This is a genomic window from Chitinophaga dinghuensis (assembly GCF_003259435.1).
GTDB classification, from domain to species: Bacteria; Bacteroidota; Bacteroidia; order Chitinophagales; family Chitinophagaceae; genus Chitinophaga; species Chitinophaga dinghuensis.
The window spans coordinates 971,061-984,964 of sequence record NZ_QLMA01000001.1; the positions used below are offsets into that span (position 1 = coordinate 971,061).

A 13,904-nucleotide genomic window follows, 5' to 3' on the forward strand; every position below is an offset into this window, starting at 1 on the left:
TAACGCGACGGGGAGTATTATCATCAGCACTTTGTGAAACTGACGTATTGTACGAATCTTGGTAATATATCCCTGTTGGCGGTAGCGCAATGTGGCAAAGTATGTTGCCATAATATCACATCTCCTTTCCTCCCAGGAATTTTTACCGCTCCAGGTTGCACTTTTATGGCCTGCCGCGCTGCGGTAAAATCTGCAAATGTTGAAATGTAGTCTTCATATTGATGTTGAAAACCCGGTATTACTTTTAACGGGCCACGGTTTTCCGGTACATCTTCCAGGTAAATCAATCCTTGTATATTAAGTGATAGTGGTTGTTCCGGATCAATATCCCAATGTAAATGTTCATGTCTGAATTTCCAGGAATCCGTTTCTGGTGGATTATAGCTTACTTTTTCTGTATTGGCGATAAGTTGATGGGTACCGTATAATTCAGCAAACAACGCTTTAAGCAGCGGGTGATTTCTGATAGCGGCAATAGCAGGATCTTGATACTGTTGTAACATCAGACCATGCCAATCGGGATTTTCGGGATACCAGGTATCCTGGTTTTGCAAATCGATGCCCATGGAATTGCGAATAACAGCCACTACTTCATCGCATAGTTGATCGGGTACAAGTCCTCCGATACGAAGATAGCCCTGCGTTTGCCAGCATGCTTGCTGCTCCGCTGTCAGTGAGAATGTGGTTGGTAGACTACTTTCACTATTTTCTGATGTAAGCCATTGCTGGTATTTCTGTGCAGCTTCCTCCAGGAAAGGAGCGCCTTTCAATGCCAATAGCCATTCCCTGAAATGCTGTGGATCTTTGCAGGCAGTATATAGGAAATTATAGGTTTCGAAAGCGCCGATCTCCGCAAAGCCCATCCATCGTACTTCGTAATAACTGAAATTTTCAAAAACGGGGGCGGTCTGTCGATTTTTTTGTGCCAGGTGTGTGGCAACCATTACTTGAATAAAGGAGTGAAAGTCATGTGGCATAAGGCCCAAGATAGAATTAAATAAGCAAACGCCGCAAGAATGCGGCGTTCGGTTTTAGAATTGGCGGATAGAGAGGGTTAACTGTTATTTGTTTTCACTTGCTTCATTGCTTGTATTTTTATCGTTATTCTTTTTTGCAACATCTTCGAGGAGTCGGAGTCCCAGTAGTCCGGAGATAGGGCCATTAGCTCCTTCGCCTCCACCGATGAGTACATCCGGCATGATGCGGATATTCTGTGCACCGATGGCTTCCATTACTTTCAGTTGGGTGAAGTTATTGCCACCCATTGCTTCTACTGCGAGTTTATAAGACTCTGCACTAGCCTGACCGGTAGCGAGGATTTTTTCTGCTTCTGCTTTACCTGTGAGGGCGATTCTTTCTGCTTCGGCTTTAGCGATCCATTCTGTACGTTCTGCCTCAGCTTTTGCCAGTAATCTCACTTTTTCAGCTTCACCGGCAGCCATCAATTTCATTCTGTCGCTGTCTGCATTCGCCTGAAGACGTACGCTGTTGGCATCACCGGTTGCTTTTTTCACGGAAGCATCGGCTAATCTTTCAGCGATCCATACGCCTTGGTCGGCCTTCACGATTTCTTTCTGCATATCGGCGATCGCGGTTTCTTTTTCCAGTTTCTGACGGGTTTCCTGTGCCAGTCTTTCTGTATCGTAGGTAACTTTCTGTTCCTCGGCGATCTTACGGTCTGTCAGGGTTTTCATCAGTGTTTCCGGAGGAACGATATCTCCGATGAGCGTATCTACGCCAAATACGTTGTATTGTTCCAGTACATGACCGATATGTTCTTTTGCAGATTCCTGTCTTTCTTTACGACTGGTCAGGAAGCTGATTACATCAGAGCCCTGGGCGGAGTTACGGAAATAGTTACCGATGGTTGGCTCCAGTACCTGCGTTACGAGGTTACTCATATTACCGAAGCGTGCAATTACTTTAGGCGCTTCATTGGTGGGAATATGAATGATCTGGGACACATCCAGGTTGAAAGTAAAACCGTCTTTACTGCGAACGGTAATGGTACAAAGGTTTTTATCCAGTTGGTGGGCTTCGCTTCTGGCGGATGCCCAGTTCAGAACGAGGTTGGTGGTAGGTACCAGTTCCACGTTCATGGTATATGGATTGATAGGGTATTTACCAGGGCCCAGTGGCTCTGCCCATACGCCTTTCTGACCTTTGGCTACGATATTACCATGTTTGAATTCTGCACCGCTGATGTCTATTCCATCATTACCCACATAAGAGATTACAACGCCTACATGTCCGATGGCTATTTCTGTCATTTTCACCAGCTCGATTTTTGCAAACCATGGGTGGATAAAGTAAGTACCAGCCAGTACTACTTGTTCCTGTAACCCTTTGTAGCCGCCGTTTTCGAGGAAGGTGTCCACATCCTGGAAGTTGTTGTGACTTTCGACGGTGCGGCCGGCGATGGCGCCAGTTTCCAGCGCTTTACCTTCCATGGTGGTAACAATACCTACAGCGTTTTCAGGAACGGTAATAGTATCTGTAATTTCCACATCGAAGAGGAAGGTGTTGATACGATAAGAACCGGGCGTGATGATGCCTGTTTGTCTACCTTTACGACCTCCGTTTTGCAGGAATGATACTGCATCCTGATAGGAGTCGCAAGGGACTTTTCGGGCAAGTATTTTGCCTGTTTCCAGCTCAGTGCCATCTTTGGCGAGTACAAGCCCGATTTTTCCCGTGGGGATAATGGTGAAAGGCTGGAAGGTAATACTGTACTGCCATATCCATTTCCAGAAATAGATACCTGGAGCCAGTGTCTGGCCTTGAAAACCGGCTTCTCCGTTAGTGGCCACAATGCGGCCTTCGGGCAGCTCCTGCTTTCCAAGGAGTACGAATTTTTTGGTAACAAGACCAATACGGTCTTCTGGTACGATTACAACGCCAAAGCATATACGAAGTATTACTTTGTAGAGTACAAGGCATAGTACGGGCACGCCGATGAGCAACGCCCACATCAAAGTGGATGTTTTTTCCATTATTAGGGATTTAGAATGTGTGTGTTGAAATATGTGTATACAGAAGGTTCTATAGCTGCGTTTTCATTTCAGGGGGCCCTAGAAATTTTAATGGCGCTATATATCCAAAAGGTATGCCAGAACTGTTATTAGCAGAAAGGTGGTGAAGTGTTGAAGTTGGTCAGAATGTAGGCTGTCAAAAACAAAATGCCTCTATTGTCGGATTCCATTGAGTGTGTGAATTACGCAGTAAAAGTGGCGTTTTTTTTAATATAAACAAAAATATTTTTACCAGCTTATCTTGTGGTTGACAAAACATTTGATTATTAATGCTCCTGTTTGTCGCTCTTTTCCAGTGGGGAGGAACGACAAACAGAGCGGCTTTGTTGTTCTATTTAGCAACAGGCATATTCATTGCATCCACCGCCTGAATCAATGCAGCTTCCTCTACGTTATTGCCGGAAATATATTTATTCAGAGCGGCTACTGCTACAGGATCTTTGTCTATTACAGTTAAGATGCTTTTCTTCTTCAGTTGAATTTTTGTGGCTTTATTATCCTGTACCAGGTAGTAAGTATATTTCTTTTTGTATTCGTTGTATGGTTTGCCTGTTTGTACCATACCTTTATCGGTATAGTCGGCATGTGTGAAAGTGATCCCTATATCTTTCAGTAGCACATATTTACCTTCGGTAGACAACTGCTCCGCGAATTTCATTGCGCCATCCAGATTGGCGCGTACAAAGGCATGTACTTCATTACCTTTTTTGAAATGCATGGCCTGTACATTGTTGGTTTCAGGAATATATGCTTTGCCATCTCCACCTTTGATGATGACTTCATTTTTTTGCAGATCCATATTTGCCTGATAGATGACCGATTTCTTTACAGGCTGATTGTCTATGGAGTCCAGCCACATATATCCCCAGTCGTCAAACAGATAAGGGGTGCCAACGGTTCCTTCAGGAGTGGAGAAGCTGTTGGCCGTGAAAATAGAACGGCTACGCATGAAGTTATCTAATGCGTTTGACATTTGATTGGTGCGGAAATAGCTGGTAGAATCCTGCGCAGTGGCCTGTATGCAGGTGATTACTAACAAACAGAGGTTCAGGGTCACTACTTTCATAAACATGGTTTTCCCTAATTTAACGATTTTTCAGGGAAATAACTGCGGCATTGCCGCAGTTAAGCTAGATAGTTCCGATTCCTATATATCAGGGCAAAATGATTTCATTTTTATCATTCATCTCCCAAAACGGATTATGCGCTACTTCAAATAAATGTCCATCTGGGTCTGCAAAATAACCGCTGTATCCTCCCCAGAATACTTCCTGTGCCGGCTTGACAAGCGTGGCTCCGGCAGCAGTGGCCAGTTGTAATACTGCATCCGTTTCCGCTCTGCTACGAGTATTATACGCCAAGGTAATGCCTCTGAAACCATTTCCTGCTGGCGATTGCAAGGCATCTTCTGCCAATTCATTCCAGCCATAAAGAGATAATACAATCCCTCCCAAAGGAATAAAAATCACGCTTTCCTGGCTGGCAGAAGAACGTTTCCAACCTAGTCCTGCTTCATAAAACTGAATGGACTTCGCCAAATCCCTGACACCGAGGGTAATCAATGATAATCGCTGTTGCATGCTCGTTTCGTTTACTGGTGCAATGTAATCAGGAAGTACTATTGGTTGTTTGTAAAAAAACGAATTATTATTGCCGCAGGAATGTTTCCGGCGGAGCGCCGGCCATCTCCCTAAACTCATGGGAAAGATGTGCATGATCATAATAACCCACCTCCAGCGCTACCTGTAAGATCTGCCCTGGAGAAGTGTTACGGAGGATTGCTTTGGTGGCTAAGAAACGGGTAATGCGACAGAATGTTTTCGCACTTACGCCGGTGTATTCTTTAAACTGTTTTTCAAAATTTCGTATGCCCGTCGCCGTGGCATGGGCCAGATCTGTTGTGCGGATATTGCCGTTTGCCTGTCGAATCAGCCGAAGTCCTTCCTGTATGCGTAATGCAGGGCCAGGAATGATGGTCAGGCGAGACAAAAAGAATTGATTGAGACGGGATATTTTAGTGGCAAGGGCAGGCGCAGTCTCCAGTAATTGTTGAAGCTGCTCCTGCCACTCACTTGATATGTCAGACACCGGAATATGGTCGTCGGTAAGTAAATGGAGCGGAAAGCCCATGAGTATTTTCATGCCTCCCGCCCTAAAACGTATGCCCAGCAAATGACTTCCTGCAGTATGGTGACTGTTGTTGCAGACCGTCATCGTGCCTACTGTAAACGCATCATAAGTAGCCAATTGCTGACTGCCTACCATCACTTTTGCGCTACCGATATTGATGATGATATCGGCACAACTGTCCGGTAATATGCAGAGTTGCATATCCTCCGTTGCATGGCTGACCCAATATGCATCTATATAGGCGGCCAATGCAGGATGTGGTGGTATGGTGAAATACATACCACCAAGTTAGCAATTTATCAGACAGTAGCGCCAACTGCTGCGTGTTCCGCTTCAGATATCGCTTTCAGTGTTTTTGTAACAGCGTCTGGCGTTACAGAAATACTATCAATACCCTGACTGATCAACATTTTTGTGAACTCCGGAAAATCAGAAGGGCCTTGTCCGCAGATTCCTACTTTCACATGATTTTCTTTTGCTACGCGGATTAATCGCGTAATCATACGCTGTACCGCAGGATTCATTTCATTATATAAAGATGCCACTATGCTGGAATCTCTGTCCAGTCCCAATGTCAACTGTGTAAGGTCATTGGAGCCGATGGAGAACCCGTCTATATGTGCAGCGAATTCTTCTGCCATAATGATGTTGGAAGGTAATTCTGCCATCAGATATACTTCCAGCCCGTTAGTACCGCGCTTTAATCCAAATTCTTCCATTACTTCCAGGACTTTATCCAGCTCCTCTACGGTACGACAAAATGGAATCATGACTACAACGTTGCTCAATCCCATGGTATCCCGCACTTTGCGGATGGCGGCGCATTCCAGTTGGAAAGCAGGTTTGTATTCTTCGGAATAATATCTGCTGGCGCCTCTCCATCCGATCATCGGATTTTCTTCTTTAGGCTCGAAATATTTTCCACCTAAGAGGTTGAAATATTCATTGCTCTTGAAATCAGAGAAACGAACAATCACCTTCTCCGGATAACAGGAGGCAGCAATTTTTCCAACGCCATAAGCCAGTTGATTGATGAAGTAGTCCGCTTCATTTTTATGGCCTTGTATAAGCTGTGTAATTTTTTTAGTGAGATCCGCATCTTTCAGTTCTCTGTGTCTCAGCAATGCTAAAGGATGGGCTTTGATATAATTGTTGATGATGAATTCTTCTCTGGCTAATCCCACGCCTCTGTTGGGCAGATGTGAATATTGGAATGCCATGGCGGGAGTGCCCACGTTCAGCATCAGTTGTGTATTGACAGCAGGGAGTTCCTGCAAATCCAGCGCTTCTTCCACAAATGGCAGGATGCCGTCGTACACTACGCCTTCTGTTCCTTCAGCGCAACTCACGGTAATAGACTGGCCGGAGGTCAGCTTGTCGGTAGCGTCGCCGCAACCTACAATGGCAGGTATCCCCATTTCTCTGGCTACGATGGCAGCATGGCAGGTACGTCCGCCTTTATTAGTGACGATGGCAGAAGCCATTTTCATGATCGGTTCCCAGTCGGGGTCCGTCATATCTGTTACCAGCACATCGCCGGGTTGGAAGCCCAAACCTGCATTCAGCCTGTTGTCCAGGGAGAAGAGAATATTGACATTGCCTGCGGCGATTTTATCGCCAACGGCAATACCTTTCAATATAGGTTCTCTGTTGGCAGCGGCTTCGCCGAAGCTGTAAGAAATTACTTTGCTATGGTCCTTGCGGGAGTGAATGGTTTCCGGCCTTGCCTGAACAATATACAATTCATTGGTAAGTCCATCCAGTGCCCATTCTACGTCCATAGGACACCATTGTCCTTTTTTAGTGGAATAGTATTTTTCTATGCAGGTGACCCATTCTGCCAGCTGCATGATTTGTGCATCCGTCAGGCAGAACTGATGCTGGGCCTGTTTTTCCACGTTGATGATTTTGGTGCGTTCGTCGCTGCTTTCGCCGTACACCATTTTCTTTTCTTTGTGGCCCAGTTTCTTTTCCACGATAGGCGTGTATCCGGAGCCGAGCAGAGGTTTGTATACGATGAATTCATCCGGAGAAATAGCGCCTTGTACTACCATTTCGCCTAAGCCCCAGGAACCGTTGATCAATACTACATCTTTGAAGCCGGATTCTGTATCCAGAGAGAATGCGACGCCGGAAGCGCCGAGATCAGAGCGTACCATTTTCTGTACACATACGGAAAGGCCTATACTAAAATGATCATATCCGAAAGTGGAGCGGTAGCTGATGGCACGATCGGTGAAGAGACTGGCGAAACAGTTGCGTACAGCGTCTACGAGGGCAACAGGGCCACGTACATTCAGGAAGGTTTCCTGTTGTCCGGCGAAGGAAGCATCCGGCAAATCTTCCGCAGTAGCGGAACTACGTACGGCTACATCCGTTTGTTCCTGACCGTATTGTCTGGACAGATCATGGTAAGCGGCAATGATTTCCCGGCTCAGCTCATGCGGAAAGCGGGTGCTGCTGATTGCCTGACGGATACGCATACCTGCTCTGCGCAAACTGGTAATATCTTCGAAGTCTATATTATCGATCTGTTCCTTGATATAAGATTCCAGTCCGCTATGTTGGAGGAAATCATAATATGCGCGGGTAGTGATAGCGAATCCGGTGGGGATTTTCACGCCTGCCTCTGTTAAACTGGAGATCATTTCGCCAAGGGAGGCTGATTTACCGCCTACTAGGGAAATGGAATCCAGGCTCACTTCTTCCAGGGGTAATATGATATGTTCTTTCATGATAGTACGATTTGTTACATGAAGGTATCTCCCTATACCGGTAACTTTGATGATGATGGGCCGACACCGAAAACAAAACGGAATTGCGGCCCCTAATCCGAATTTTTTTCAGCATTTGTACCTGGATACCTATTTTTGAGGAAAATCAGACATGGCTTTTATTCCCGATATGCTGGATATGTGTATAATGGACATACTACAACAGGATGCGCGGACGACTAATAAAGAGATCGCCGCCAAACTGGGGAAGTCGGTCACTGCCATATTTGAGCGGGTGAAGCGTCTGGAGGCAGAAGGGTATATCCTGGGATATATTGCCGTATTGAACAGGAACAAGCTGGGAAATGCCCTGGTAGCCTATACCAGTGTGACCCTGGAAATGCATGGTCACGACAGGCTGATGGCCTTCGAGCAAAGCATAGATGGGTTCTCGGAAGTCCTGGAATGTTATAAAATGAGTGGTCAGTTCGACTATCTGTTAAGAATCGTTGTGGCCGATATGGAGGCTTATGACGCATTTTACTCCAATAAACTCTCCAAACTGGATAATATCCGGAAAATACGCAGTCTCTTCGTTTTATCGGAATCCAAGCATGAGCGGGGACTTCATCTGAAAACGGAGTTCGTCAACAAAATAGATCATCGTACCAAATAATCAGGCGAGGGAGGTCTTGCCGTAGCGGAGGCGCAGCGATTCCAGCATGTGTCGGTCCATAATGTATTCCAATGGCACGCCAGTGGCTAGTTCACGCTGTAATATTTCATCCGGACTAAGATTATCCAGGAACATGACCAGTGCCCGCAGACTGTTGCCATGTGCCACAATCAGTACGTTCTCGGCCGCTTCCAGATGAGGGAAGATGGTATGAATGAAATAGGGGATGGTGCGGTCATAAGTATCTTTGAGGCTTTCTCCGCCGGGAGGGCGTACATCAAATGAACGACGCCATATATGTACTTGTTCGTCGCCGTATTTGGCGGCGGTGTCGGCTTTATTGAGACCTTCCAGATCGCCATAGGAGCGCTCATTGAGGGCTTTATCCTGAATCACAGGGATACCGGCAGCGCCACATTCCTGCAGAACAATATCCAGGGTATGCTGCGCTCTTATCAGGGTAGAAGTGAAAGCAATATCAATACGTTCTCCACGCAGCTCTATTCCGGCTTCTTTGGCTTCTTCTCTGCCTTTCTCCGTGATATCAATGTCTTTCCAGCCTGTGAAGCGGTTTTCCAGGTTCCATTGTGATTGCCCATGTCGGATTAAAAACAATTTTACACTCATAGTAGGAAGCTTTTTATTGCTTGCAAAGGGCGCAAAGCAAACAAGGTAAATCGTTGTTGTTGAAGGATATTTACTTTATCTCGCCTTGCAATGACCTACTGATCATTGGTGCTTCAAGCGTTTGTCTCCGTAAGGATAAACAGTACTCTTAATACTTCTCCTTAAACAACATAACACCATCTTTGTTTCTTTGCGCCCTTTTTATCTCTGCGTCCTTTGCGAGAAAAAATTATGCTTTTCGTTCTTTATTCTTTTTCACTATCAGGTAGCAGATGAAAAGGAAGAATACCCAAATTGGTATCAGTGCTACCGGCAGTTGCAATCCTGTGATCCACATCAACACTAATATACCTACGAGAAATACGAGGCAGATATAGTTGGAGAGCGGATATAGGAAAGAAGGGAATTTAGTAGGCAGACCCGCGTCTCTCTTATTCTTCTTAAACTGAAAATGAACAACGGTTATCATCAGCCAGTTAATGATCAGGGTTGATACCACTAATGACATTAACACTTCCAGCGCTTTCTCCGGCATCAGTTTATTCACAATGATACATATCGCTGCAAAGAGGCCAGATACTACGATAGCCTGTACAGGCACACTGTTTTTATTCAGTTTGGAAAGAAATTTAGGCGCATTGCCTTGTTCTGCCAATCCGTATAACATGCGACTGTTACTATATACGCAACTGTTGTAAACAGATAGTGCAGCTGTCAGTACGATGAGATTCAGCGCATTCGCGATCAGACTTGTGAAGTTAATAGTAAAGCCAAAAATCGTGTACTGGAAGCCTTTCAGACTTTCGAATACCGTAACAAAGGGACTACTTTTCGTAGTAATATCTTTCCATGGCGACAATGCAAACAGTATCACCAACGCACCTACGTAGAAAATGAGAATACGGTAGATCACCTGGTTGGTGGCTTTAGGGATGGTTTTCTCTGGTTTATCTGCTTCTGCAGCAGTGATACCAATGAGCTCCAATCCTCCAAAGGAGAACATGATCAGCGAGATGGCTGCCAGTAATCCCTCGTATCCGCCTTTACCATCGGATGCCAGCAGTCCTTTAGGGAAAAAGCCGCCGTCGTTCCACAGATTGGCTACAGTGGCCTGAGATCCGCCGCTGCCGCTGATCAGCAGATAGGTACCAAAAACAATCATGGCAATGATCGCCACTACTTTAACGATAGAGAACCAGAATTCAGCTTCGCCGTATACTTTTACAGAGCTGAGATTCAGGGCATTGATGGCTACAAAGAAGAAGCAACTGGATGCCCAGAGCGGAATTTCAGGCCACCAGAACTGCACATATAAACCGATGGCTGTCAGTTCGGACATACTTACCAGGATATATAAAATCCAGTAATTCCATCCGGAGGCAAAGCCTGCAAAAGTGCCCCAGTATTTATAAGCGAAATGGCTGAAGCTTCCGGAAACCGGTTCTTCCACCACCATTTCTCCCAGCTGACGCATAATAAAGAAAGCGATAACGCCGGCCAATGCATAACCGAGGATAACAGAAGGACCCGCCAATACAGCCGCAGGGCCTATGCCCAGGAATAACCCTGTGCCAATAGCTCCACCGAGGGCTATCAGCTGGATATGCCTGTTTTGCAGCCCTCTTTTAAGGTGCTGCGCTTCGTCTTTTTGTACCATTGTTGATTTCAAGTTGATTGCTATAGGTAGGTTGCAATATGTGTAATTTTAACTAATTCCTTCAGAAAAATATACTTCCACTCATGTAATAGGCTATGATAAGTGTATTTTGAACGTTAAATTAGCCAGGTATAAATACCAGATTCCATGACATTTCTGAGAAAATCGGCCGGTGTGGCTCTCCTGGGAGCAGCACTTCTGCACACGGCCGTAACAGTGAACGCACAAAAAAAACAACCCAATATCATCTTCATCCTCGCGGATGACCTGGGATATGGGGACCTTAGCTCTTATGGGCAACAAAAATTCAGCACACCTCATATCGACCAACTTTCTAAGGAAGGAAAACGATTTACCCAGTTTTATGCAGGTACTTCTGTGTGTGCGCCTTCCCGTTGCTCTTTTATTTCCGGCAAACATACCGGCCATACTTTTGTAAGGGGAAATAAAGAAATCAGACCCGAAGGGCAACAACCCATCGCAGATTCTGTGGTGACCCTAACAGAAGTACTGAAAACAGCGGGCTATAAAACCGGCGCCTTTGGTAAATGGGGCCTCGGACCAGTAGGCTCTGAAGGCGATCCTATCAAACAAGGGATTGACCAGTTTTACGGATATAACTGCCAGATGGAATCCCATCGTTATTATCCGACACATCTCTGGAGTAATGACGACCGTGTAGAGCTAACTGCCAACGGTCAGTTAGAACATACGGCCCAATACGCCCCTGAAATTATCCAGGAACAAGCGCTGAAATTTATGGAAACCAACAAAAATCAGCCATTTTTCCTCTATTTGGCGTATACATTACCACATGCGGAACTAATTGCGCCAGAAGATAGTATCCTGGCTCGTTTTAAAGGAACCTTTCCAGAGAAACCATATAAAGGCGCTATTTACGGACCTGAACCCAAAAAGAACGGGTATGTCTCCCAGGAATATCCACATGCTACTTTTGCTGCCATGGTGACCAGGCTGGATATGTATGTAGGCCAGGTAATGGCTAAACTAAAAGAACTGGGCCTGGATGATAATACCTTGGTGATCTTTACCAGCGATAACGGTCCGCATGCAGAAGGAGGCGCCGATCCGGCATTCTTCAACAGCAGCGGTAACCTCCGCGGTATTAAAAGAGACCTGTATGAAGGCGGCATCCGCGTTCCTTTTATTGCCAGATGGCAGGGCAAAATTAAGGCAGGCAGCGTGAGTAACTATACCGGCGCTTTCTGGGATATGATGCCTACTTTTGCGGATCTTGCAGGAGTGAAGACGCCTCAGCATATTGATGGAATCTCTATTGTTCGGGAGCTGACCGGCAAAAAGAAACAGGCGCAACATCCATTCCTCTATTGGGAATTCCATGAAAACGGCGGCAGACAAGCAGTTCGACGCGGTAACTGGAAAGCGGTGAAAATGAATGTGACAGCCAATCCTGCTCCAGGGTTAGAGTTATATGACCTCTCAGTAGATCCCGCCGAACAACATAATGTGGCTGCTGCAAATCCTGAAATTGTGAAGCAAATGCAGGCAATTATAGATAGGGAACATGTGGAATCAACGATATTCCCACTGTTGAAGAAATAGTATTACACCTCTATTAAATGTAAATGGCTAACCAATTCGTTTTGGTTGGCCATTTACATTTAATAGAGGCCCTGTCAGTTAGGACCCTGTACATTAGTGTCCGCAAATAGCACAACCATTACACAAAACTGAACGGTCAGAGAATGGCTTCATCTGCCTAAGATTATGATAATCAGTATAGGAGGACTTTGGCATGTTTATGTAAATACCAGTTGAAATAATACAAAAATTATGAAACGTCTTCTTCTGGTAATCCTATTCATACAGCTGGTGGTGATGACGAATGCTCAAACCATCCACAGACTTAATAATACTACTATTGATGGCGCTGCACTGAGCCGCCGGATAGAAAAGTTAATGGATACTACTCATGTGACCGGTATGGTAGTGAGTGTATTTAATTATAACAGGCCCGTATATATGAAAGCATTCGGTTATGCTAACATGGCTACACAACAGCATATGGACACCAGTACGATCTTTTGGTCTTGCTCTTTGAGTAAGGCTGTATTTGGCTACTGCGTCATGCGTCTTGTAGAAAAAAATATTATCCAACTTGATACGCCGTTGGTCAACTATCTTCCTAAGCCACTTCCTGATTATGTATTTACTAAGAAAACCCGTGGCTATCAGGATATTCGCAACGATCTGCGCTACCAGCGCATCACCGCCAGAATGTGCCTGAACCACACCACCGGATTCCCCAATTATAGAGGTTTTGAACCTGATGGGAAACTAGTAATCAAATATGATCCAGGTACAAAGTTTAGCTATTCGGGAGAAGGTATGTATTTGTTACAGTTCGTCCTGGAGCAGATTACAGGTAAAAGTTATGAAACGTTAGCACAGGAAGAAGTGTTTAAGCCATTGAACATGCAACACACCAGCTACGTATGGCAGGAGCAATTCAATGCGAATCATGCGGTGGGGCACGACACCGCTCAGCACCCATATGAATTTGATGAACGTACAAGTCCACATGCTGCTGGCTCTATGTATACCAATATCAGTGATTACAATAAATTCTTTGCGGCATTATTGCAACATAAAGGACTGTCTGTAAAAAGTTTTAACAGCCTTTTTCATTCCGATATTGCCATTCTCTCCAAGCAACAGTTTGGTCCTAATTCGCTGGTAGACGATAAAACGCCCGCTAATACGCCGCTGTCCTATGGACTAGGATTCGGACTGTTAAAGACTCCTGTAGGCACTGCCTTTTTTAAAGAAGGACATAGTGAAGGATGGGATCACTATGCTATAGGGTTTCCTGCTGCTGGAAGCGCTATCATCATCATGACCAACAGTGATAATACCTCAGGTATATTCAAGGAATTATTGGAAAATGCAATTGGCGATGTATATACGCAATGGTTTTGGGAGAATTATTTACCATATAACTATGTGTCACAGCAATAATCATTATAATCGGCCCTGATGGCCTGTCAGGGCCGATTATAATGATTACTGTTGTTTCATGAAATCTA

Annotated in this window: 11 protein-coding genes; 3 read left to right on the forward strand and 8 right to left on the reverse strand. The window is 45.2% G+C overall.

All coding sequences use genetic code 11. From position 1 onward, the window contains the following. Positions 1-23: 23 nt before the first annotated feature. The 6 genes from CLV59_RS03950 to ppsA all read right to left on the reverse strand — a co-directional run bounded on the left by CLV59_RS03950 (position 24) and on the right by ppsA (position 7,897). A complete protein-coding gene (locus CLV59_RS03950; protein WP_111590689.1) occupies positions 24-977 on the reverse strand; it encodes a phytanoyl-CoA dioxygenase family protein in 954 nt (317 codons plus the stop codon). Positions 978-1,061: 84 nt separating this feature from the next. Then, on the reverse strand, positions 1,062-2,993 hold the full coding sequence (locus CLV59_RS03955; RefSeq protein ID WP_111590690.1) for an SPFH domain-containing protein: 1,932 nt from the start codon (positions 2,991-2,993) through the stop codon (positions 1,062-1,064). Between the two features lie 370 nt (positions 2,994-3,363). Next, on the reverse strand, positions 3,364-4,098 hold the full coding sequence (locus tag CLV59_RS03960; protein WP_146616117.1) for a hypothetical protein: 735 nt from the start codon (positions 4,096-4,098) through the stop codon (positions 3,364-3,366). 88 nt (positions 4,099-4,186) lie between these two features. Next, complete coding sequence (locus tag CLV59_RS03965; RefSeq protein ID WP_111590692.1) at positions 4,187-4,612, reverse strand: VOC family protein; 426 nt, start codon at positions 4,610-4,612, stop codon at positions 4,187-4,189. Between the two features lie 67 nt (positions 4,613-4,679). Next, positions 4,680-5,441, reverse strand: coding sequence for an AraC family transcriptional regulator (locus CLV59_RS03970; protein ID WP_111590693.1), 762 nt, complete (start codon positions 5,439-5,441; stop codon positions 4,680-4,682). 20 nt (positions 5,442-5,461) lie between these two features. Then, a complete protein-coding gene (gene ppsA, locus CLV59_RS03975; RefSeq protein ID WP_111590694.1) occupies positions 5,462-7,897 on the reverse strand; it encodes a phosphoenolpyruvate synthase in 2,436 nt (811 codons plus the stop codon). 151 nt (positions 7,898-8,048) lie between these two features. Here ppsA and CLV59_RS03980 point away from each other — a divergent pair, with 151 nt between their 5' ends. Further along, complete coding sequence (locus tag CLV59_RS03980) at positions 8,049-8,552, forward strand: Lrp/AsnC family transcriptional regulator (RefSeq protein ID WP_111590695.1); 504 nt, start codon at positions 8,049-8,051, stop codon at positions 8,550-8,552. Here the strand turns inward: CLV59_RS03980 and CLV59_RS03985 are convergent, their stop codons facing one another. Continuing rightward, a complete protein-coding gene (locus CLV59_RS03985; RefSeq protein WP_111590696.1) occupies positions 8,553-9,179 on the reverse strand; it encodes a 2,3-bisphosphoglycerate-dependent phosphoglycerate mutase in 627 nt (208 codons plus the stop codon). Between the two features lie 229 nt (positions 9,180-9,408). After that, positions 9,409-10,836: an amino acid permease gene (locus tag CLV59_RS03990; protein ID WP_111590697.1), complete on the reverse strand. Its 1,428-nt coding sequence runs from the start codon at positions 10,834-10,836 to the stop codon at positions 9,409-9,411. Positions 10,837-10,983: 147 nt separating this feature from the next. Here CLV59_RS03990 and CLV59_RS03995 point away from each other — a divergent pair, with 147 nt between their 5' ends. Together CLV59_RS03995 and CLV59_RS04000 are read left to right on the forward strand one after the other, a co-directional pair. Next, the gene (locus CLV59_RS03995) at positions 10,984-12,420 is read left to right on the forward strand and encodes an arylsulfatase (protein ID WP_111590698.1); all 1,437 of its coding nucleotides are present in this window, start codon (positions 10,984-10,986) and stop codon (positions 12,418-12,420) included. A 231-nt stretch (positions 12,421-12,651) separates the two neighbouring features. Next, positions 12,652-13,836, forward strand: a complete 1,185-nt coding sequence (locus CLV59_RS04000) for a serine hydrolase domain-containing protein (RefSeq protein WP_111590699.1) — start codon at positions 12,652-12,654, stop codon at positions 13,834-13,836. Positions 13,837-13,904: the final 68 nt, after the last annotated feature.

Bases quoted from the DNA above. Each gene is read 5' to 3' on its own strand.
- CLV59_RS03950 (WP_111590689.1), bottom strand. From the start codon at position 977: ATGCCACATGACTTTCACTCCTTTATTCAAGTAATGGTTGCCACACAC.
- CLV59_RS03955 (WP_111590690.1), bottom strand. From the start codon at position 2,993: ATGGAAAAAACATCCACTTTGATGTGGGCGTTGCTCATCGGCGTGCCC.
- CLV59_RS03960 (WP_146616117.1), bottom strand. From the start codon at position 4,098: ATGAAAGTAGTGACCCTGAACCTCTGTTTGTTAGTAATCACCTGCATA.
- CLV59_RS03965 (WP_111590692.1), bottom strand. From the start codon at position 4,612: ATGCAACAGCGATTATCATTGATTACCCTCGGTGTCAGGGATTTGGCG.
- CLV59_RS03970 (WP_111590693.1), bottom strand. From the start codon at position 5,441: ATGTATTTCACCATACCACCACATCCTGCATTGGCCGCCTATATAGAT.
- ppsA (WP_111590694.1), bottom strand. From the start codon at position 7,897: ATGAAAGAACATATCATATTACCCCTGGAAGAAGTGAGCCTGGATTCC.
- CLV59_RS03980 (WP_111590695.1), top strand. From the start codon at position 8,049: ATGGCTTTTATTCCCGATATGCTGGATATGTGTATAATGGACATACTA.
- CLV59_RS03985 (WP_111590696.1), bottom strand. From the start codon at position 9,179: ATGAGTGTAAAATTGTTTTTAATCCGACATGGGCAATCACAATGGAAC.
- CLV59_RS03990 (WP_111590697.1), bottom strand. From the start codon at position 10,836: ATGGTACAAAAAGACGAAGCGCAGCACCTTAAAAGAGGGCTGCAAAAC.
- CLV59_RS03995 (WP_111590698.1), top strand. From the start codon at position 10,984: ATGACATTTCTGAGAAAATCGGCCGGTGTGGCTCTCCTGGGAGCAGCA.
- CLV59_RS04000 (WP_111590699.1), top strand. From the start codon at position 12,652: ATGAAACGTCTTCTTCTGGTAATCCTATTCATACAGCTGGTGGTGATG.